The organism is Methanocella conradii HZ254 (genome assembly GCF_000251105.1).
Taxonomy (GTDB): Archaea; Halobacteriota; Methanocellia; order Methanocellales; family Methanocellaceae; genus Methanocella; species Methanocella conradii.
This window is the reverse complement of the sequence record NC_017034.1, coordinates 520391-539607: the sequence shown is the minus strand read 5'-3', so window position 1 is coordinate 539607 and position 19217 is coordinate 520391. Positions and strand designations below refer to the sequence as shown.

At 53.1% G+C, this 19217-nt stretch carries 19 protein-coding genes and 1 rRNA gene; 14 read left to right on the top strand and 6 right to left on the bottom strand.

The features are described from left to right. The gene (locus MTC_RS02710; protein ID WP_052322779.1) at positions 1 to 477 is read left to right on the top strand and encodes a DUF1616 domain-containing protein; all 477 of its coding nucleotides are present in this window, start codon (positions 1 to 3) and stop codon (positions 475 to 477) included. 12 nt (positions 478 to 489) lie between these two features. Then, entirely contained in the window at positions 490 to 1962 is a 1473-nt protein-coding gene (locus MTC_RS02705) for a DUF362 domain-containing protein (RefSeq protein WP_014405141.1), read from the top strand. A 28-nt stretch (positions 1963 to 1990) separates the two neighbouring features. Here MTC_RS02705 and MTC_RS02700 read toward each other — a convergent pair whose 3' ends face one another. Next, entirely contained in the window at positions 1991 to 2476 is a 486-nt protein-coding gene (locus MTC_RS02700; RefSeq protein ID WP_014405140.1) for an Lrp/AsnC family transcriptional regulator, read from the bottom strand. A gap of 572 nt (positions 2477 to 3048) precedes the next feature. Between MTC_RS02700 and MTC_RS02695 the strand changes: the two genes are divergently transcribed. After that, on the top strand, positions 3049 to 3993 hold the full coding sequence (locus MTC_RS02695; RefSeq protein ID WP_237705953.1) for a PGF-CTERM sorting domain-containing protein: 945 nt from the start codon (positions 3049 to 3051) through the stop codon (positions 3991 to 3993). 68 nt (positions 3994 to 4061) lie between these two features. On the opposite strand, the gene MTC_RS02690 is transcribed toward MTC_RS02695, so the two are convergent. Then, positions 4062 to 4685: an MBL fold metallo-hydrolase gene (locus MTC_RS02690; RefSeq protein WP_014405138.1), complete on the bottom strand. Its 624-nt coding sequence runs from the start codon at positions 4683 to 4685 to the stop codon at positions 4062 to 4064. A gap of 57 nt (positions 4686 to 4742) precedes the next feature. On the opposite strand from MTC_RS02690, the gene thiC reads away from it, so the two are divergent. Both thiC and MTC_RS02680 read left to right on the top strand, forming a co-directional pair. Beyond that, on the top strand, positions 4743 to 6041 hold the full coding sequence (gene thiC, locus MTC_RS02685; RefSeq protein ID WP_014405137.1) for a phosphomethylpyrimidine synthase ThiC: 1299 nt from the start codon (positions 4743 to 4745) through the stop codon (positions 6039 to 6041). A 94-nt stretch (positions 6042 to 6135) separates the two neighbouring features. Further along, positions 6136 to 7293, top strand: a complete 1158-nt coding sequence (locus MTC_RS02680; RefSeq protein ID WP_014405136.1) for a radical SAM protein — start codon at positions 6136 to 6138, stop codon at positions 7291 to 7293. Positions 7294 to 7318: 25 nt separating this feature from the next. Here the strand turns inward: MTC_RS02680 and ilvD are convergent, their stop codons facing one another. Beyond that, a complete protein-coding gene (gene ilvD / locus MTC_RS02675) occupies positions 7319 to 9070 on the bottom strand; it encodes a dihydroxy-acid dehydratase (RefSeq protein WP_014405135.1) in 1752 nt (583 codons plus the stop codon). 91 nt (positions 9071 to 9161) lie between these two features. On the opposite strand from ilvD, the gene MTC_RS02670 reads away from it, so the two are divergent. Genes MTC_RS02670 through MTC_RS02660 form a run of 3 tightly spaced genes read left to right on the top strand, consistent with a single transcriptional unit; the run spans position 9162 to position 9944 of the window. After that, positions 9162 to 9344 (top strand): hypothetical protein, encoded by a 183-nt coding sequence (locus tag MTC_RS02670; RefSeq protein WP_014405134.1) that lies wholly within the window; start codon positions 9162 to 9164, stop codon positions 9342 to 9344. A gap of 7 nt (positions 9345 to 9351) precedes the next feature. Continuing rightward, positions 9352 to 9741, top strand: coding sequence for a 5-(carboxyamino)imidazole ribonucleotide mutase (gene purE / locus MTC_RS02665; protein WP_014405133.1), 390 nt, complete (start codon positions 9352 to 9354; stop codon positions 9739 to 9741). Next, a complete protein-coding gene (locus tag MTC_RS02660) occupies positions 9738 to 9944 on the top strand; it encodes a hypothetical protein (RefSeq protein ID WP_014405132.1) in 207 nt (68 codons plus the stop codon). Before purE ends, MTC_RS02660 begins: the two co-directional genes overlap by 4 nt. 162 nt (positions 9945 to 10106) lie before the next feature. Here MTC_RS02660 and MTC_RS02655 read toward each other — a convergent pair whose 3' ends face one another. Continuing rightward, on the bottom strand, positions 10107 to 11414 hold the full coding sequence (locus MTC_RS02655) for a zinc ribbon domain-containing protein (RefSeq protein ID WP_014405131.1): 1308 nt from the start codon (positions 11412 to 11414) through the stop codon (positions 10107 to 10109). Positions 11415 to 11620: 206 nt separating this feature from the next. On the opposite strand from MTC_RS02655, the gene argH reads away from it, so the two are divergent. The 3 genes from argH to gatE are packed head-to-tail and all read left to right on the top strand — an operon-like array spanning position 11621 to position 16237. After that, positions 11621 to 13123, top strand: coding sequence for an argininosuccinate lyase (argH, locus tag MTC_RS02650; RefSeq protein WP_014405130.1), 1503 nt, complete (start codon positions 11621 to 11623; stop codon positions 13121 to 13123). Then, on the top strand, positions 13113 to 14354 hold the full coding sequence (gene gatD / locus MTC_RS02645) for a Glu-tRNA(Gln) amidotransferase subunit GatD (protein WP_014405129.1): 1242 nt from the start codon (positions 13113 to 13115) through the stop codon (positions 14352 to 14354). Before argH ends, gatD begins: the two co-directional genes overlap by 11 nt. After that, positions 14351 to 16237, top strand: coding sequence for a Glu-tRNA(Gln) amidotransferase subunit GatE (gatE, locus tag MTC_RS02640; RefSeq protein ID WP_014405128.1), 1887 nt, complete (start codon positions 14351 to 14353; stop codon positions 16235 to 16237). The genes gatD and gatE overlap by 4 nt, the downstream gene beginning before the upstream one ends. Position 16238: 1 nt before the next feature. Here gatE and MTC_RS02635 read toward each other — a convergent pair whose 3' ends face one another. Beyond that, positions 16239 to 16712 carry a hypothetical protein gene (locus MTC_RS02635; RefSeq protein ID WP_014405127.1) on the bottom strand — a complete coding sequence of 158 codons (474 nt, stop codon included), beginning with the start codon at positions 16710 to 16712 and terminating at the stop codon, positions 16239 to 16241. Positions 16713 to 17014: 302 nt separating this feature from the next. Here MTC_RS02635 and MTC_RS02630 point away from each other — a divergent pair, with 302 nt between their 5' ends. Both MTC_RS02630 and MTC_RS02625 read left to right on the top strand, forming a co-directional pair. Continuing rightward, the gene (locus MTC_RS02630; RefSeq protein WP_014405126.1) at positions 17015 to 17257 is read left to right on the top strand and encodes a hypothetical protein; all 243 of its coding nucleotides are present in this window, start codon (positions 17015 to 17017) and stop codon (positions 17255 to 17257) included. Positions 17258 to 17360: 103 nt separating this feature from the next. After that, positions 17361 to 17762 carry a hypothetical protein gene (locus MTC_RS02625; protein WP_014405125.1) on the top strand — a complete coding sequence of 134 codons (402 nt, stop codon included), beginning with the start codon at positions 17361 to 17363 and terminating at the stop codon, positions 17760 to 17762. Positions 17763 to 17843: 81 nt separating this feature from the next. Here MTC_RS02625 and rrf read toward each other — a convergent pair. Beyond that, positions 17844 to 17958 (bottom strand): 5S ribosomal RNA (gene rrf, locus MTC_RS13880). A gap of 261 nt (positions 17959 to 18219) precedes the next feature. On the opposite strand from rrf, the gene MTC_RS02620 reads away from it, so the two are divergent. Further along, a complete protein-coding gene (locus MTC_RS02620; RefSeq protein ID WP_014405124.1) occupies positions 18220 to 19212 on the top strand; it encodes a hypothetical protein in 993 nt (330 codons plus the stop codon). Positions 19213 to 19217: the final 5 nt, after the last annotated feature.

The window sequence follows — 19217 nt, the reverse complement described above, 5'->3', positions numbered from 1 at the left end:
ATGGCAGAGCGCCCATTCTTTAAAGCGGCACTATCGGCCGCGCTGCTCATCCTCATCGCGATATCTGTGTGCTTGACGGCATACGTGATATCAGCCGCATCGCGTGGCGACCCATTCACGGAGTTCTACCTGCTCGACTCAAACGGCACGGCTAATGATTATCCACGCGAGTTTATCATGTATGAGCCACAGCCGGTGCTCGTCGGCGTGGTGAACCACGAGCACAGGGATATGGACTATGATTTAATCGTCATGCTAGAGAACGCCACTCAGGGCTATACATTATACGAAGAGCGTATCATGTTGGCCGATAATGCCGCATGGACTAAGCGGGTTGACATCGCGCCGCCGATTAATGGCACTAAAATGAGGCTGGACTTCAAGCTATTTGCGAACGGGGACATGAGCGTGCCATACAGGAATTGTTACCTGTACATCAACGTGACAAGGGCAATGCCTGGCAGGGTAAAGGCGTAACGCGGTGGTACGATGAGAGTTGCCATAATAAAAGATGAGAAGATAGACTACTGCAGAAAGCCGCCGTACCATCCGCAGGAGACCTATCCTGAATGCCCATTTAACGACACATCCGCAAGCAATCAATGCTATGGATATGTCAGGGAGCTTTTACGCATGCTCGGCCTGGATAAGGAGAACTATGGTAAGGATAGCTGGAACCCGCTTGGCGAGATAATAAAGCCGGGCATGAGCGTTTTCATAAAGCCCAACTTCGTGCGACACTATAACCATGCAGGCGGCGTAGATTGTATGATAACGCATGGCTCGATTATTCGTGCCATACTGGACTACGTTTACATCGCGTTAAAGGGCGTAGGCCATATCACGATAGGGGACTCCTCATACCTGGATGCGGACTTCGAAAAGATAGTCCGGCATACAGGCATAGATAAGGTGGCCGATTACTATGACGAGAATAGTAAGATGCATATTGATTTGATAGACCTGCGGCAGTACCGGGGCCGCGTGCGGCTCATAGGCGGCGTGGATAGGCGGCCGCTGCCCGGCGACCCGCTCGGCTATTCGATCGTCGACCTGGGAAAGGACTCGGACCACTACGAGATCATTCACGACTATCCAAAATTCAGGAATGGGTACTATAACCGTAACGAGATGATAAAGCACCATAACATGGAAAAGAACGAGTATTGCATAGCCAATAGCATATTAAACGCGGACGTCATAGTTAACGTGCCCAAGCTGAAGACTCATAGTAAGGCGGGCATGACCTGCGCCCTCAAAAACCTGATAGGGGCCAGCGGCCTCAAAGACTGGCTACCCCACCACCGCTATGGCCCGGCGGAATGCGGTGGTGACGATTATATCCACAGGGATTTCAGGAAAGACTGGCTTGCCAGGCTCAGGGACGAGCAGGTTGTCACCGACAATCTTCTATACATCATGCCCCTGAGGGCGATGGCAGCCCTGCTCCACTACTCGAATAAGCTGATCCCCTTCAAGGATAAGTACGACGCCGGGGGCTGGTATGGGAATGATACCATTAGCAGGACCATATCCGACCTTAACAAGATAATCTATTATGCGGACCGTCATGGCAGGATGCAAAATGCCCGGCAGAGGAAAGAGTTTCTAGTCGTGGACGGCGTCATCGCCGGGCAGGGCGAAGGCCCCCTCATGCCCGTGCCCAAAAGGGCAGGAGTATTAGTGGCAGGCGTTAATCCGGTGGCAGTAGACCTGGTATGTAGCGGCATCATGGGTTTCGACTATAGGAAGATGCCCGTGTTCATGCATGTGATGAAGAGCAAAAAGTATCCGCTGCTTGAAGGAGCGCCCGAGGACATCGAAATCGTGTCGGATAAATGCTCGAGGCTTGAGGACGTGTATGGCTCATATAATTGTAGCTTTTTACCCCCAGATGGGTGGGCGGGGCACGTCGAATATGGAAGAGCCCCAATTCCAGAAACAAAAGCATTAAACCGGTAGTCACTATGGCTTTTTATATATGGTTGCCTCAGCCCTGGGGGATCTCGATGAACCGCTCCATTATCCGGTTTGTGGTCAGTATCGTGTTAGTTGCCATGATGCCTTCGATGGACGCTATATTAGTGATGACGCCCCTGAGCTTCTCCACGTTCTTGGTCCGCAGCTTTAATATTAAGTCGAAGGGGGCCAGAGTCTCGTGGACCTCAAGCACATAGGGAATAGATGTCAGCCTCTTAATCACGTCTTCCTTTTTCTTGCCCATCAACGCGTCCCGCTCAAGCTCTATACCTACGAAAGCGACGGTCTTCAGGTTAAGTATCATCGGGTCGAATAGGATGGTAAAGCGCTCGATTATGTTATTCTCCTTCAGGGTGTTGATACGCTTATGCACCGTGGACGCGGAGATGCCCAGCTCCTGGGCAATATCGTTGAGCGACGCGCTTGAATCCTTGCATAGCTTCTCTATAATTTTTATATCAATGGCATCGAGGTCTCTGATAGATTTATAGGCCATATTCATCGGTTTTAATATTAATTGTCTTGAGTTGAAAGCGTTCGTGTTGTAAATAGCGAAAGAAGCGTAATAAAATAAAAGAAAAATCGGCCTTATAATGTAAAATATGTTATTTATACGGGATAAAAGTTAATAATTTTTATGTAGCGCTTGCTTTTTTCCGCTCGTTGAGGGGGGCGATAAATGCATGTGCTCGGACGCGATTCACTATAGGGCATGCTGCTGGCTGGCTAATTGAGGCGAGACCAACAACATTTATATAGGATGAAGGCTCCGTGTACCTGAACCCTGTCTATCCTGCGGACTCTTAATATATAATATTTTTTATATTTAATAGATATTTTTTAATGGCACATTAAAAAATAAATGACATCGTTGCATAAATGTTTGATTATCATATTTTTTTTATATAACCGCTTATTATTCGGTAAAAACAATATAAACCGCTATATTTCCAAGCAAGGCTGATGCTTTTGCCGTTAGTAGAGAAGTGCTAGGGAATAAACCCCTGTATAATAAGCACTCATAGGAGGAAGAAAATGAAAAGTAAAGCCACAATGCTATTAATGTTGATGATGGCGTTAGTGCTTGGGACGTCAATTGCTATCGCCGATGACTTCGTTGTCGATCCATTGACGAGCGTATCCGGTAGCGGCTGGCTAACGACTGGCGGCATTTTCCGCGCTAACGAGGGGGGCATATCCTCCACTGTTGATTTCCCAAGCAGAGCAGTCCATCAGGTAACGACTGATCCATCGGGGGCGTTCAGCTTCGAGTCCAGGTTTAAAGTGAATAATAAGAGCAGCGACGTACACGTTGGCGTGTCATCGACCCCCTATAGCCCGGATATTTGCGTTGGATGGAGCGCTGCCTGGAACCAGTTCATCGTAGTTAAAGACGACACTGACGTATTAGCGCAGCTGGGAGGCACGCTTGATCCTAATGCAGTATACACGGCAAAAATTACGTCGACGAATGGCAGCACGTTCGAATGCAGCGTTTACAGCGGCGGAACACAGGTAGGCAAAAAAGCAACTGTGTCGGGCTTTAAGCCCGGATATGTAGTAGTGTTTATAAACAATTATAATGCTACGAACGGGCCGATCATATACTCCGTGAACTTCAAGTCGACCTCTACGGCAAGCCCCTCACCCTCGCCCTCTCCATCACCGCAGCCCAACAACACGACCAGCACGGTCAAGCGCTATGTCGACCTGCAGGCCATAAGGGACTTCTACGCCAATCAACCGCCCATGCCAATGTCAGACCAGTCGATCATCTACAACCCTGACGGCACCATAAAGCAGGTCATAAATGGCACCAAGGTCTCGACCCCGACGGCCAGCCCGACAGTAACCGTGAAGCCGAACGTGACGGCCAGCCCGACCGTGCAGGCCAACGTTACCGCTACGCCGTCCGCGCCCACGCCCACCAAGACGCAGTCCCCGGGATTCGAGATTGTCCTGGCCACTGTAGGCATGATAGCGGCGCTTGCGCTGGTCTGCAGGAAGAAGTGATAAACTAGCCATACAGGGGTAGAGCTTTTGTCCGGGAGGCATTAAGCCTCCCGGTGCTTAAAACTTTTTTAAAAAAACATGTGTCTGGCATTATTGTAAGACGCTAGCAGTGACTCTTTTGCCCTGTTAGCCACAATGCCGCCATGGCCAGGGTACAGGATAGAAACGTCCATTTTGGCCAACTTTTGCAGGGACGCCACCATCTGCCCTTCGTCGCCGCCTAAATCCGTGCGGCCAAAGCCCCCGCCCTCAAAGACGGTGTCCCCGGTGAACATCTCTTTCGTCTCCTCATTGTAGAGGCAGATGCTGCCCGGCGTGTGGCCGGGCGTGTGGATGACCGCTAAAAAGGAGTCGCCGAGGTCGATGGTATCGCCATCCTTGAGCACGATGTCCACTTTAAACTCGGGCCTGGGAGCGTTGAACATGGACGCAACGCAAGCCCTGTCGCTACGCAATAGCAGCACGTCCTTGCCATGCATGGCCACCTTCGCCCCCGTCTCTCGCACTATATCGGGCACCGCCCCAACGTGGTCATAGTGGCAATGCGTTAGCACGATGAGCTCCAGCCCATCCCCGATACCCTTAAGCACCCTGGATGCGTCCATGCCCGCGTCCACAAGGGTTTTACGCTTTGCGTCAATTAGATAAGCATTGGAATCGTAGGAAAACCCGCCAATGTTCTTCACGCGCATCAAATACGGTTAAAAGTTCATATAGCATAAATTCTACGTATAAAAGGTTTAAGTGCCATGTTGATGAGAGAGGCTAAAAACGGCTTAAGCGACGAGGTCAAAAGGATAGCGAAGGTTGAGGGAGTTGAGCCGGAGCGCTTGAGATCCCTGATAGCCAGAGGCCTGGTCGCCGTGCCGCGGAACGCCGGCAGGGACTTCCCTGGCCGTGCAGTCGGAATGCTCATGTCCACTAAGGTTAACGCCAACGTGGGCACCTCGAAGGACTATGATGACTGCGATGAGGAGGTGCGGAAGGCGAAAATAGCGGTGCAGTACGGGGCGGACGCCGTGATGGACCTCTCGACGGGCCATGACAGGGATAGCGTGCGCAAAAGCCTCATAAAAGAGCTAGACGTGCCTGTGGGCACGGTGCCCATCTACCACGCGGCCCGCAAAAGGAGGAACGCGGTGGACATGACCTCTGACGACCTTTTTAACTCGGTGAGGGAGCACGCGAAGGATGGCGTAGACTTTGTGACGGTCCACTGCGGCGTCAACAGGAACTCGCTGGAGCGCCTAAAGAACGACCCCAGGCTTCTTAACATAGTGAGCAGGGGCGGCGCCCTCACCCTGGCCTGGATGCTCCATAATGGGAAGGATAATCCATTCTACGAGGAGTTCGACTACTTGCTGGAGATAGCCAGCGAGTATGACCTCACCTTGAGTTTAGGGGATGGCATGCGGCCCGGCTGCATGGCCGACGCCACGGACAGGCCTGAGTTCATGGAGTTCATCACCCTGGGCGAGCTGGTGCGGCGGTGCCGGGAGAAGGGCGTCCAGTGCATAGTCGAGGGGCCCGGGCATGTCCCTCTCGACGACGTGGAGCTGAGCGTCAGGGCCATGAAGAAGCTTACGGGCGACGCTCCTTTGTATTTGCTCGGGCCGCTGGTGACGGACATCGCCCCCGGCTATGACCATGTAGTGGGCGCCATAGGTGGCGCCGTCGCAGGAATGGCCGGCGCAGATTTTCTGTGTATCGTGACGCCCTCGGAGCACCTGGCGCTTCCTACGGTTGACGACATCAGGGAGGGCGTTATCGTAGGAAGGATAGCCGCTCATGTGGCTGATACGGTCAAGGAGGGCCAGCGTGAGCGGGCCAGGCTTCTCGATGAGCGCATGTCGCGGGCCAGGGGCGACCTGGACTGGAAGGCGCAGATGGGCCTGGCGATCGACCCTGAGAGAGCAGAGCGTATCAGGGGCACGCGCATGCCCGAGGGCGAGACGTGCTCCATGTGCAGTGACCTGTGCGCCATAAAGTTGGTGAGAGACGCATTAAATCAGAAGGCTATGGATAAATCAGATCAGCGAGGGGCATAAAACATAAAAATGACTGAGGGTCTCTATTATTCAAGAAGGGCTATCAATGCATTTAGAAAATGTTTTTCTGCCATAAGCCTCAATGGTGCATGGTATGGCGGTCTTTTCAGAGATATACGATGAAGGCGATTATAAGGTGTTCGTGATAAGGGGCGCCATAGAGGCCCGCATCCCCATGAACTTCTACACGCAGCTCAAGAGGAAGTACTCGGACGAGGAGATCGTGTCCATGCAGGAGCCCAAGGTTTTAAGGCACCACCACACGAAGCGCGAGCTCGTATACGTGACGAGGGAGTCGGGGCTTCCGCTTATCGGCCACACGGCCTTCGGACTCATCGACCGCGGCACCAACCTGATACAGGTGCGGCCCGTGTCGGGCTGTAACTTGAACTGTATTTTTTGTAGCGTGGACGAGGGGGTTAGCAAGAGCAGGCGGACGGATTTTATCGTAGACACGGATTACCTTGTGGACGAGTTTAAAAAGGTGGCGGAGATTAAGGGCGACGACGTGGAGGCGCACATCGACGGCCAGGGGGAGCCTTTCATCTACCCTTACATGGTGGAGCTGCTTAAGAAGCTGCGGGAGGTGCCACAGGTAAAAGTGATATCGGTGCAGACAAACGGCATGCTCCTCGACGCCGAGAAAATAAAGGAGATGGAGGGGCTTCTCGACAGGATTAACCTCTCGATTTCTGCGCTGGATGACAGAAAGGCGCGCATGCTTGCAGGCACCAATCTGTATGACGTGGGGCATGTGAAGGATGTGGCGAGGGCTATCGCATCGAGCGAGATAGACCTGCTGCTCGCCCCGGTTTGGGTGCCGGGGTTCAACGACGAAGAAATCCCCAGGATAATCGAGTTCGGCCTGGAGATAGGGGCGGGCAAGCGATGGCCCCCGCTCGGCATCCAGAACTATGTACGCTACCAGTTCGGCAAAAAGGTGAGGGGCAGGCCCATGAAGTTCGCGGAGTTTTTCAGGCGCCTTGAGGAATATGAAAAGCAGTATGGATTGAAGCTCAGGCTCTCACCGGCCGACTTTAATATACATAAGGCTCCATCGCTCCCTAAAGCCTTCAGGAAGGGGGAGAGGCTAAGGCTAAAGCTCGTGGCGCCCGGGCGGGTGTTCGGGGAGATGCTCGCCGTCGAGCGGGGCCGGGTCATCGGGGTGCTCACCGACAAGCCGGTGGGAGCAGCCGTGCCAGCAGAGATCACCCGGACCACCGATAACGTGTACGTTGCCACGACTAAATAATAGAAAATTTGGCCTGGATAGGCCCTCACCTCACCGGGCACGCGCCAAAATCAATGTAGCCTCCCTCCATGGCAGATGCGGCCAGCCTGGTGTAGAGCCCCAATACTCCACGGTACTTCTCTGGTGGCTTCTTCCATTTCGAAAGGCGCTCACGGATTACTTTAGCCATGGTATCCGCATCTTCCCTTTTTCCATTAACTCCCACCAGGTCGAGGCTTCTTCCCGGAATGTCTATCTCGATGAGGTCATTTCTTTCGACGATGGCGATAGGCCCGCCAGCCATGGCCTCGGGGGAGACATGCCCCACGCATGGGCCGCGGCTGGCTCCTGAGAAGCGGCCGTCGGTCACCAGTGCCGTTGTACTATGAAGCTCAGGGCTCGATGCGAGCGCCTCTGTAGGATAGAACATCTCTGGCATGCCACAGCCCCTCGGCCCCATATACCGTATTACGATGGCCGAGCCTCTCTCTATTTTGCCGCCCACTATTGCATCAAACGCCTCCTTCTCGCTCTCGAACACGACTGCAGGCCCCACATGCCTGAGCATCTCCGGGGGCACTGCGGAATACTTCACCATGGCATAAGAAGGCGCCAGGTTCCCCTTCAAGATGGCGATAGACCCTTCGCCCCTTGGCCGGCTCGCGGAGGCAATGACGTCCTCAGCATCCACCCTATAGTTGACAAGATACCGCCTGACTTTATCGAAATAATTCGCATTCTCAAGCTCTTTCAGGTTTTCTCCCAGCGTTTTGCCGGTCACCGTCATGGCATCCAGGTGAAGATGGCCTTTTATCTCCCGGATGATGCCCTGCACGCCCCCCGCATACCAGAAAAAGATGGCGGGGTATGCCCCGCTTGGCCTGCAGTTTAGCAAAAACGGCACACTTCTGTTCAGCTCGTTCCACAGGCCTGGATGTATTTTAATGCCCGCCTCCCGGGCTATTGCGGGAAGGTGCAGCAAGGCGTTAGTGGAGCCGCCAATGGCTGCGTGCACCATGATGGCGTTCTCGAAAGACTCGCGCCTCAAGATTTTAGAGGTTGTCAGGCCCTCCTCTATCATCTCAACGATGCGGCGCCCGCACGCCTCCGCGCTCTGCCTTATATCGTTCATGAAGGCGGGCATGCTGGCGGAGGCGGGCATGGCCAGTCCCAGGGCCTCCGACATGGCCTGCATCGTGTTTGCCGTCCCCATGAACGAGCAGCAGCCCACCGTCGGGCAGGCCCTCCTCTGCAGGAATAAATACTCATCTTCAGATATCTCGTTGCGCTTAAGCTGGGAATAGATGGTCCCCACCCGCTCCAGCGTGAACATGCCCGGCCCCTCCATCATGGTGCCGCCAGGCACATGAATCGCCGGCGCATCGCCCAGCCTCGCCATGGCCATGAGGTGGGCGGGCACGCTCTTGTCGCAGCTCGACAGGAGCACCATGCCGTCGAGCGGCTGCGCCCTCCAGTGTATCTCCACCATGTCACATATTATATCGCGAGACAATAGCGAGTAGCCCATCCCCTCAGTGCCCTGCGCGATGCCATCGCACATGTCAGTCACGTGCATTTTCGCGGGCTTACCCCCACTAGCATACACGCCCCTGCACGCCATCTCCGACAGGCGCAGCAGGTGATAGCTGCCGGGCAGGGCGTCGCCCCATACGTCCTCCACCAGCACCTGCGGCTTCTCTAAATCTTCTAGGGTCCAGTCAATCGATATCTTCAGGGGGTCTATCTCAGGGCCTACTCTCCTGAGGCGCTGGCTCCTCAGCTCACCAATCACGCTCATAATATATAAAATAAGTTAAAAATTAATTTACCTTTCCAAAACATCGAGTAGTTTTCGCCGCATCGAAATATAAGCGGAAGGTTTTTGTATCATGCCCGGGATATTGCGGTTGCTACTTCAAGTGATAGGCATGATAACGGCAAAAGACCTGAACGAGCTCATCAGCCTTAAAAAGTCGGACAGGGAAAAGTTCCTGAAGCTCATCGAGGAGATGGCTTCCCTGGATATACTGTTATCCTATAAAAAGTTTAAAGAGTACCCAGCCAACATATAAGGCTTTCATGGTAGACGTGGCAATCATACTCGGCTCGGCCTCGGACCGCGCCATCGCGGATAAGGCCGTTGACGTCCTGACAAAGAATGGCGTCTCTTACGACCTTCAGGTATTGTCGGCCCACCGAAACCCGGAGGACCTGGACGCCTACGTTAAGAAGTCTGAAGCTAAGGTGTTCATAGCCATAGCAGGGCTATCGGCGGCCCTGCCCGGCGTGGTGGCCTCAAAGACGAATAAGCCTGTCATCGGGGTCCCTGTCTCGGCGAAGCTAGGCGGGCTCGACGCCCTCCTATCGATCGTGCAGATGCCCAGGGGCGTGCCAGTGGCGTGCGTCGGCATCGATAATGGCGAGAACGCGGCGCACCTGGCCATACGCATACTGGAGGTGAACGCATGAAAATGGATTCAAGGACGATAAAGACCGCTTACATCTCCATATCATTTATAGCCGCTCTCTGCGCCATCGTGGCCTCATACTTTCACCAATACTACCTGGCGCTCGGCCTGATCATCCTGGCCTCGGCGATGCTCCTGGGCGGCTCCCTCATCTTCTCATACAAATACCGCATGGAAAAGGCGGAAAAGCTAAAAAAACTATAGGGTGGCCTTGCCGTGATTTCTAGTGACTGAGGGGGTTTTATTATTCGTTAATGGATGGTTCGGCACCACATCTTCTTTTTCTAGTGCAAAAGAACCACTTGCCCGACCATTGCTATTACATGGTGACATCCTCCCGCCAATTTTATTGGCGGGCATCCCATGTTATGCGCTCGCGCGGTTCTCCGCCGCGTTCATCCGCACTTTCAGCCGGTCATCTCGGCATCGAAGAGCTATGTTGTACGCCGCGTTGAGGCCCGCGTCGAGCTTCGAGCCACAGGAGTGGCACAGGAGCCACGAAGCACCGTCATGGTACTTCCTCGCGACCAGCCTGCTCCCACAACGGCATGTGTTCGACGTGTTCCTCTCATCGACGAGCATCGTGGTTAATCCTCTTTCGGCCCGCTTATGGGCTATGAATATCCTCTGCCTGCCGTAGCTCCATTTGCCTATTCTCTTTCGGAGCGATGGCATACCATTCCCACGATACTGTGTCTGCCGGAACTTCGTGTTGCCAATGGCTATGTCGTAGCCGTCGGTGTATTCGGCAGCCTTGTTTGCCAATAGCCAATCGTGGTACACGGACACGTTGTTCCTCTTGCCTCGTAGCTGCTTGAGCTTTCTCGACATCTTGTGGTATTCGACGAGCTTCCTTGGCTCGACGTGTCTCGCCGACGCCATAGCCGATTGTAGCGAGGCGATGATGTCGTCGTACTTGTCCAGCATGTTTCGCTTCTCATCGTACAATAGCTCTTCACGGGGCACCTCGTCCAGCAATACGATTGCCAGCGTCCTGTTCAGGCCCTGGTCGATGCCCCCATAGGAACTTGTTATTCTAGTATCCACGAACCTCGTCGTGGATATGTGAGCGTAGTATTTGCCGTTCTTCCGTATTATCTCGAAGTCGCTTATCATGGCTCCTTCGAGTTGCTTGAGATGATAATAAGAAGGGTTCAGGGGAACGTCCATCGTCTCCCCCTTCTCTAGCGTGCTGACATGCATCCACAACAAGAAGGAGTTCTCGCCCCGCTCTATCCTCCCGGTGCGAAAATCCAATCGACAGGAGACCTTGTGGAGGAATACCGGAGTGGACGGCTCGTTTTCCTGGAGCCTCTTGACCCTCTTCTCAAGCTTCTCCCGCCCGTCGTCTCCGGCGTTCTGGAGTTCTTCCAAAGCCCTGTCATACCTGTACCGCCACTCGCCGTGCCTGTCCTCGTAGCTCCGCCACGCCCACAGTACCCTGTCGATACACTGGTCAACATACCCGGAGGATAGGCCAGTCTTTCTCGCTATATTATTATCCTTGACCAGCCTCCGCAACGTCTTCCGGTCTAGACTCGTCTCAGGGGAGACGAGACCGTTGATTAACGATATGCAATAGGTCAGCCTGGCGGTCAGCCTGCCCAGCCTGTCCAGCTTGCTCTTCGTAGTCTCATAGTGGACGGGTATCCTGACCGTCTTCCTCACAAGCATACAAAAAAAATATTATGCAATCGTTCATATACTTTGCCTGTGCTTGCCGAAAATATTATTACTTTTTGTACAGGAGAGCAAGGGACGGATTCATCCCGCCGTTTCAAGGGGATTCTCCGCCCCTTGACCCCACCGTCCTAAACATCCAACACATAAACAATCATATATGATGACGTTAGAAGTATTTGCGTAACAGAGGCGTCACGATGGATAACAAAGAGGACATACTGCGGAGGGGCAGGCTTTCCGCCGCAAAAAGCGAGGAAATCAACGCTTTTACTTCCTCGTTGCAGGCTGACCGGTGGATTTTCCCATCGGACATTATGGTCGATAAGGCCCATACGGCAATGCTGGCGAAGCAGGGGGTCATAGAAAAAAAGGATGCTGCCTCTATACTGAAAGCCATTGGCGAGATAGAGGCAGAAGGAGTGGACAGCGTGCACATCGAGCAATTCGAGGACGTCCACATGGCCATCGAGTCAAGGCTGATAAAGCGGGTTGGCGAGGGCGTGGGCGGAAGGATGCACTCGGGGCGCTCCCGCAATGACGAGGTGGCGACCTGCATCCGCATCTCTGCACGAAATGAGCTTTTAGGCCTGATGACAGACCTGCTGGAATTACGAAGTGCAATTGTAAGGCTCGCCGAAGACAACGTCGACACGGTGATGCCGGGCTTTACTCATTTACAGCATGCCCAGCCCACCACGCTCGCACACCATTTAATGGCGCACGCCTCCGCCATGGACAGGGACTTCGAGCGCCTTCTGGACGCCTACAAGTATGTTAACCTTAATCCATTAGGAAGCGCAGCCTTTGCCTCAACGGGCTTCCCATTAGACAGGGAATATACGACGAGGCTGCTGGGCTTCGACAGGCCCATGGACAACTCCATGGACGGCGTCTCATCCAGGGACTTCATCTTAACTACGCTGAGCGCAATCGCCATCCTGGAGACGGATTTGAGCCGGCTGGCCGACGAGCTCGTCCTGTGGAGCACGCCAGAGTTCGGCTTCGTGGAGCTCGACGACGCCTACGCCTCGACTAGCTCGATAATGCCCCAGAAAAAGAACCCGGACGTATTAGAGCTTGTAAGGGGCAGGTGCGGCACCGTGATAGGCCACATGGTCTCAGCTTTCACCATAGTAAAGGGGCTTCCTTATAGCTATAATAGCGACCTTCAAGAGGTCACGCCCCAGCTATTGCGCTCATTCGAGATAAGCCGGTCATCTACGAGAATACTGGCCGGGGCGGTGAGCACGCTTAAAGTAAATAGGGATGAGATGGCGAGGAAGAGCACGATGGGATTCACCACGGCAACGGAGATAGCGGACACAATAGTCAGGGCGACCGGGCTGCCATTCAGGACCGCCCACGGCATCGTGGGGCGCCTGGCAAGGGGCGGCGGCGATCCCTCTCTAGATGACGTGGACGAGGCCTCGATGGCCATGATAGGGAGGAAGCTCAGCGACATGGGTCTAACCGAAGAAATGCTCGAAGAGGCCAAGGACCCCATGAAGAACGTAGAGCGCAGGAAGATACTTGGAGGCCCTGCGAAGTCCGCCATAAGAAAGAAGCTCGCGGCGGAAAATGCAAGGCTTAAGGCAGATGAGAAGGCGCTGGCCGCCCTCAGGGAGAAGCTGGACGAGGCAAGCGGCGAGCTATCCAGGATTGTCGATGAAATCGTGTTGGAGGCGCATCATGGATTATAAAGAAGGGGACATTGTAAGGGTCGTTAAGGAGGGGAGGGAGTACACGGGAATAGTGATGCCCTCCAGGACGGATAAGATAGTGCTAAAGCTCAAGAGCGGCTACAACGTGGGATTGTCGCTCGATGGCACGAAAGTCGAGCTGCTTGAGCGCGCGCCCCAGCCCCCCAAGCCCGCCCGAAGGGAGCACCCCCATAGGCCAGGGCTGCCGAGCATCTCAATATTATCTACGGGCGGGACAATAGCGAGCCGGGTGGACTACAGGACAGGGGCCGTCTCGAGCCAGTTCACCGCCGACGACATCCTGGACGCCATACCGGAGCTCGAGGAGATGGCCAACTTCAAGGGCAGGGTCTTGAGCATGATATTCAGCGAGGACATGGAGGCCTCGACCTGGCAGAGCCTCGCCAGGGCTGCCTACGAGGAGATAAAGAATGGGGCGGATGGCGTCATAGTGACGCATGGGACGGATACGATGGGCTATACTGCAGCGGCGCTCTCCTTTATGATAAGAACGCCTGTTCCAATAGTGCTCGTCGGGGCCCAGAGGTCTTCAGACCGGCCTTCAAGCGACAACGCCATGAACATGCTCTGCGCCGCTGAAGTGGCTAAGTCAGACATAGCCGGCGTCACAGTGGTCATGCATGGCGCCACTTCTGACGATTATTGCTACGTGCACAGGGGCACCAAGGTCCGTAAGCTCCACACTTCCATGAGGACTGCGTTCCAGAGCGTGAACGTGCCCCCAATCGCCAAAGTCGACTATGCTACCAGGAAGATTACGCCCATAACGGGCTACACGAAGCGGGGCGAGCAGGAATTAAAACTAATGGACAACATGGAGGCCAGGTGTGCCCTCGTCAAGTTCTACCCGGGCATGTCCCCGGATATCATAGAATATTATATGGAAAAGGGCTACAGGGGCATAGTGCTGGAGGGCACCGGCCTGGGCCACGTGAGCACGAAATGGATACCAGTTATCAAGAAGGCAACGGATGCAGGCATGGTTTTCGTGATGGCCTCCCAGTGCATGAATGGCAGGATATGCGACCGGGTGTACTCGACGGGCATCGACCTCCTGAAGGCCGGCGTGGTCGAAGGGGAGGACATGCTGCCCGAGACTGCCCTGGTCAAGCTCATGTGGGCGCTCGGGCAAGCCAGGGACGCCGAGGAGGCTAAGAGGATGATGAAAACGGTCTATGCGGGAGAGATAGAGTGGAGGTCCACGATATGAGCCTGGATTACGCAGCGCTGGGGCTGAAGGCCGGGCTCGAGATACACCAGCAGCTTGCCACAAGGCACAAGCTGTACTGCTACTGCCCGCCCCGGGACAGGGATGTGAGAGAGTCGAATTTCGAGTTTTTCAGGTACTTGAGGGCGAGGGAGAGCGAGCTCGGGGAGGTGGACAGGGCCGCGGCGGAGCAGGCAATGGCCAAAAAGAGGTTTATATATAAGGCCTATGACACGACGTGCCTCGTCGAGAACGACGAGGAGCCTCCGAGGCCCTTGAACATGGAGGCGCTATCCGTGGCCCTCAAGGCGGCGCTGATGCTTAATATGAAACCGGTGGACGAGGCCTTCACCATGCGTAAGATAGTGGTGGACGGCTCTAACACGACTGGTTTTCAGCGCACCTGCTTTGTCGCCTCTGGAGGCCACGTCGAGACCGCCTCGGGCCGGGTGGGCGTTGATACTTTATGTTTGGAGGAGGACGCCGCATCCAGGGTTGAGGCGAAGGGCGACGCAATCGTATACTCATTGGATAGGCTGGGCATCCCTTTGATCGAGATAGCCACCGCGCCCGATATCCGCACCCCCGCCCAGGCCAGGGAGGTGGCGCTGCACATAGGCACCCTGTTGAGGAGCCTGCCGGAGGTGAAGCGCGGCCTGGGCACCATAAGGCAGGACGTGAACGTCTCCATAGCCAGGGGCGCCCGCGTAGAGATAAAGGGCGTGCAAACCCTGGACCTTGTCGAGCAGGCGGTGGAGAGCGAGGCGTTGAGGCAGGTAAACCTGCTTGCCATAAGGGATGAGCTGGTGGCGAGGGGTGCCAGTGTGGACGACGAGGCCTTCGACATAACAGATGTTTTCAGAAATACGGGCTCGAAGGTGATTAAAAAAGCTATATCCTCTGGCGGCATCGCCATGGCTGTGAGGCTGCGAGGCTTCAGGGGGCTTGTGGGCAGGGAGATACAGCCTGGCCGACGCCTTGGCTCGGAGCTTTCTGACCGTGCGAAGAGGGCGGCGGGCGTTGGGGGGATATTCCATATAGATGAGCTGCCCGGATATGGCATTACGCAGGAAGAGGTGGACGCAGTTTCGGCGAGGCTGGGCCTTGGCGCGGGCGACGCCTTCGTCATGGTGGCAGACTCAAGGGAGAAGGCGGAGAGGGCCGTGGAGGCGGTCAAGGCTAGGGCGAGGGAAGCCCTGATAGGCGTGCCAGAGGAGACAAGGGGTGCCCTGCCTAACGGGAGCACTGAGTACATGAGGCCTCTTCCTGGAAGGGCCCGCATGTACCCTGAGACCGACGTGCCGCCCGTGGAGATTACGCCAGAATTCCTCGAAAAACTCAGGAAGGAGCTGCCCGAGACGCTGCCCGAGAAGAAAGCCCGGCTCATGAGGGAGTACGGCCTGAATGAGGAGCTCGCCGGCGGCATCGCCTACTCCACCGTGAGCCAGGAGTTCGAGGAGATTGCCCGGTCTTATGGCAATGCCACGCTCGTCGCCAGGACGATGCTCGGCACCACGGTCGAGCTGAGGCGGGAGGGCGTGCCCGTGGAGAGCCTGACGGGGGAGCACTATAAGCAGCTTTTTAAGTGCCTGTCCGAAGGCAGGATAGCTAAGGAAGCAATACCTAAGGTGCTCGCCGAGATGGCCCGCGGAGCCTCCATAGAAGAGGCCGTCAAAAAGCTGGGCCTGGGCGGCATAAGCGAAGGCGAGGTAAGGGCAGTCATCCACGAGATCGTGCAGTCCAAAAAGGACTTCGTCAGGGAGAAGGGCGAGGCTTCTCAGAGCGGCTTGATGGGGCTTGCCATGTCGAAGCTGCGGGGAAAGGCCGACGGCAAGCTAATCAGCCGCATACTCAAAGAAGAGGTCATGGCGGAGCTCAAGAAATAAGTCAGGCGTAAGGCGTGAAGACATCCTTATAGCTTTTTATCCCCAGGAGGTCTTTGGCCCACCACAGCAGGGCGGCCGATATGACTGATAAAATGAATACGGCCGCCGCCCCCATCGTCAACGCTGGATTGGAAAAGCCCCTGGTGGCGAGGGCGAGCAAAGGCAGGATCACGCCGGCCAATGAGAGGAAAAATGTGTAGACCCACCCAGTATACGTAAGGCTAAAGAGCTTATACGCCAGGAGCCCTCCCAGAACCACATAAACTAAAACGATGAGCGCCATTATGGAGGACCTGTAGTGCGATAATACGAGGATGCTGAAGGCCGCTATGACCGCCAATAGCGATAACGCCAGCAATCTAAATATTAAAGCCTTGACCTTGCCATATTTTACTGATAAGTCAGGCATTCTCTCGCGAGGGCGCTTCGGAAGCCCGATGCGCTCGATGTCTCTCGTTATATCGTTTAAATCCATAGCTGTATGAAATTATAAGAGGATTCGATAAGAAGTTTGCGATTGACAGGATTGGATGCGGGGCTTAAGCCTTGTGGCATATCTCTTTTAACATCTTATTTTCACAGTTAACAGTTCATGAGAGAAATTATAAATATATTGCTTAGTAATAATTTGCTATACAAGCGCCGTCAAATCCCGGAGTCCGGCCCCTGGAAAGAAGACCGGACACAGGTGCCCAAAGGCAATGAGGGGTTGGGATTTCATATATAAATTCAGCCTATGAGCTCCCCTGAAAGCGGCGCTATAGAGGGGAGAAGAAAATGACGAAAAGAATAGTGACGATTTTATTTTTTTACATGCTATTAGGAGTAACAGGCATCCCCGAAGCTTTCGCAACTGAAGATAAAGCCATAACGATCGCATCTGCCCAATTTGATAACATTTCTGTTGCCAGAGCTGATGCAACGCTAAACGTCATATACACACCGGATGAAAAGCAAAAAGTCGCCTGGATCGTAGATGTTCTCGGCGAGCCTAAAGACGATATCATGGAGGAAGTGTAACGATTGATGCAATGACCGGAGAAGTAGCGGAAATAAATGAATATAAATGACTTCTACGTTTTTATTTTTATGGATCATACAATCGTAACATATAGGTGAGGTTATGAAAGTAGATATTAAAATGATGGCATGCGCTACCTTACTGTTTATACTGTTCATATTAATTGTTTATACGGTAAATGCCTGGCTCGCGGGACACGGCAGCGTATATATTCCGCCGGCATTCATAGCAAATAAGACCAGCGACGCAAGTGGGACTTATCTCAATATCAGATGTGTGGATTTTGGCTCAGCAAAGGAAATTAAGGGCTTAGATGTCATTTCCGGTAGTACTGGTGAGGACAGTTCTCCCCCATCGGCAAATGAAACTATAAAACTAAACACGATATACCGGTTTAAATTTGACGGCTCAAGCAAAAAAATAGAAGCTTACGCGATCGTTGACGGAAGGAATGAACTGGTAATCGATATCGATAATGCGAACTTGTCCACATCGCCAATATAGTCTTTTTCAGGTATATGACTGGAGGAATCTATTGTCCCAATTGTAAAATTTATTTCAGATGTGTTTTTTTGTTTTTGGTTGGTTTGGCGGCGTTCCGTTTTCCCAAGGACTCGCATACCTTAGTACTCGATGGATCGTTGGCGGGCTTAACTTTCGGGTTCGGTGTGGTCGAAAAATCGCCACTTTTGCCGATAAATTTGTAATTGTTTTTTAGTTATCGCTATCTGTACATCTTTTCAGCTTTTAACGTCTTATTTTCACAGTTAGCAGTTCGTGATAGAAATTATAAATATTGGTAGGTAATAGCTTGTATAGTGAGCGTCGTCTAATCCTGGGTCCGGCCGTCCGTCCAGAGAAGACCGGCCCAGGAACCCGAAGGCAATGAGAAGTTAGACTTTATCATAGATAAAGCCTTGTTTGAGCCTCCCCGATGCGGCGCTAGTAAGGGAGGAATTGAATGAAGACTAATATAAAGCTTGGAGCGCTGTTCATATTGGCTATTTTCATACTAGCGATAACAGCGCCCGGAATGGCTGGTGCACGATCCCGGATAGATGGATTGGCAGATAAAGATTCAGGGTATGGTGAACACGCGGAACTCGTAAAGGCGATTAGGGATTACCTTACTGGTAAATCCGATAAACTCCCGCCGTATAATGAATATAAAAGTTCTGGGGAGAATAATATAAAACCAACGTATAGAGAAGCCACTAGACCGTTTATATATAATGACACGTATAGTAGAGGTAATGTAAGCAGTATGTCAATAAGTACTACGCCGACAAGGGTATATGATCCACACTGGTCGAATACCTATATCGGATTCGGTAATAAAGATGGTGGACCAAGAGCATGGTTTGTAGATGGCGTTGTCGATTGGTTATACGATCTGGAGAACAATGGCAAAGAAGAATTTGTAATGCACCAGTGGGGGGATGGTGATGCTGAAAATTGTATCCAGATGACGAGATACGATAATACTATAACATTCACAATTTATAGTAAAGCATTTGCATATCCATGGATAGACTGGTGCTATTTCCCCTCGATCCACGATTTTATGATCTATGTCAGACCAGTAGGCATAGACGGTAATGGCAATTACAATAGAGTGGAATACTGTGTATATGACTTGGATACGAACACTGCATATGTCAAGACATTTACACTACCTAGAGCTGAGCACATAAAAGATGTCGATATTGCACTTGAAAAATATTACGAGGACGGAGAGCCTAGACCTGGCATGGTCAACTCGTGGAAGTATGTAAGGGACTTCCATGCCTATGACCTATCCGGGTCAATGTTGAATCTGCCTAACAACGAGCATATATTTGAATATTACACGGATAATGTAGCGAATTATTACTACAGGGACCTGTACGGGTATTATGGAAATATATACATAACGAGATATGATCCAAGATACTCCCCTCCGCCACATCCTTGATAAAC

Coding starts and splice junctions, on each gene's coding strand:
- MTC_RS02710 (WP_052322779.1), top strand. CDS start 1: ATGGCAGAGCGCCCATTCTTTAAAGCGGCACTATCGGCCGCGCTGCTC.
- MTC_RS02705 (WP_014405141.1), top strand. CDS start 490: ATGAGAGTTGCCATAATAAAAGATGAGAAGATAGACTACTGCAGAAAG.
- MTC_RS02700 (WP_014405140.1), bottom strand. CDS start 2,476: ATGGCCTATAAATCTATCAGAGACCTCGATGCCATTGATATAAAAATT.
- MTC_RS02695 (WP_237705953.1), top strand. CDS start 3,049: ATGATGGCGTTAGTGCTTGGGACGTCAATTGCTATCGCCGATGACTTC.
- MTC_RS02690 (WP_014405138.1), bottom strand. CDS start 4,685: ATGCGCGTGAAGAACATTGGCGGGTTTTCCTACGATTCCAATGCTTAT.
- thiC (WP_014405137.1), top strand. CDS start 4,743: ATGTTGATGAGAGAGGCTAAAAACGGCTTAAGCGACGAGGTCAAAAGG.
- MTC_RS02680 (WP_014405136.1), top strand. CDS start 6,136: ATGGCGGTCTTTTCAGAGATATACGATGAAGGCGATTATAAGGTGTTC.
- ilvD (WP_014405135.1), bottom strand. CDS start 9,070: ATGAGCGTGATTGGTGAGCTGAGGAGCCAGCGCCTCAGGAGAGTAGGC.
- MTC_RS02670 (WP_014405134.1), top strand. CDS start 9,162: ATGCCCGGGATATTGCGGTTGCTACTTCAAGTGATAGGCATGATAACG.
- purE (WP_014405133.1), top strand. CDS start 9,352: ATGGTAGACGTGGCAATCATACTCGGCTCGGCCTCGGACCGCGCCATC.
- MTC_RS02660 (WP_014405132.1), top strand. CDS start 9,738: ATGAAAATGGATTCAAGGACGATAAAGACCGCTTACATCTCCATATCA.
- MTC_RS02655 (WP_014405131.1), bottom strand. CDS start 11,414: ATGCTTGTGAGGAAGACGGTCAGGATACCCGTCCACTATGAGACTACG.
- argH (WP_014405130.1), top strand. CDS start 11,621: ATGGATAACAAAGAGGACATACTGCGGAGGGGCAGGCTTTCCGCCGCA.
- gatD (WP_014405129.1), top strand. CDS start 13,113: ATGGATTATAAAGAAGGGGACATTGTAAGGGTCGTTAAGGAGGGGAGG.
- gatE (WP_014405128.1), top strand. CDS start 14,351: ATGAGCCTGGATTACGCAGCGCTGGGGCTGAAGGCCGGGCTCGAGATA.
- MTC_RS02635 (WP_014405127.1), bottom strand. CDS start 16,712: ATGGATTTAAACGATATAACGAGAGACATCGAGCGCATCGGGCTTCCG.
- MTC_RS02630 (WP_014405126.1), top strand. CDS start 17,015: ATGACGAAAAGAATAGTGACGATTTTATTTTTTTACATGCTATTAGGA.
- MTC_RS02625 (WP_014405125.1), top strand. CDS start 17,361: ATGAAAGTAGATATTAAAATGATGGCATGCGCTACCTTACTGTTTATA.
- MTC_RS02620 (WP_014405124.1), top strand. CDS start 18,220: ATGAAGACTAATATAAAGCTTGGAGCGCTGTTCATATTGGCTATTTTC.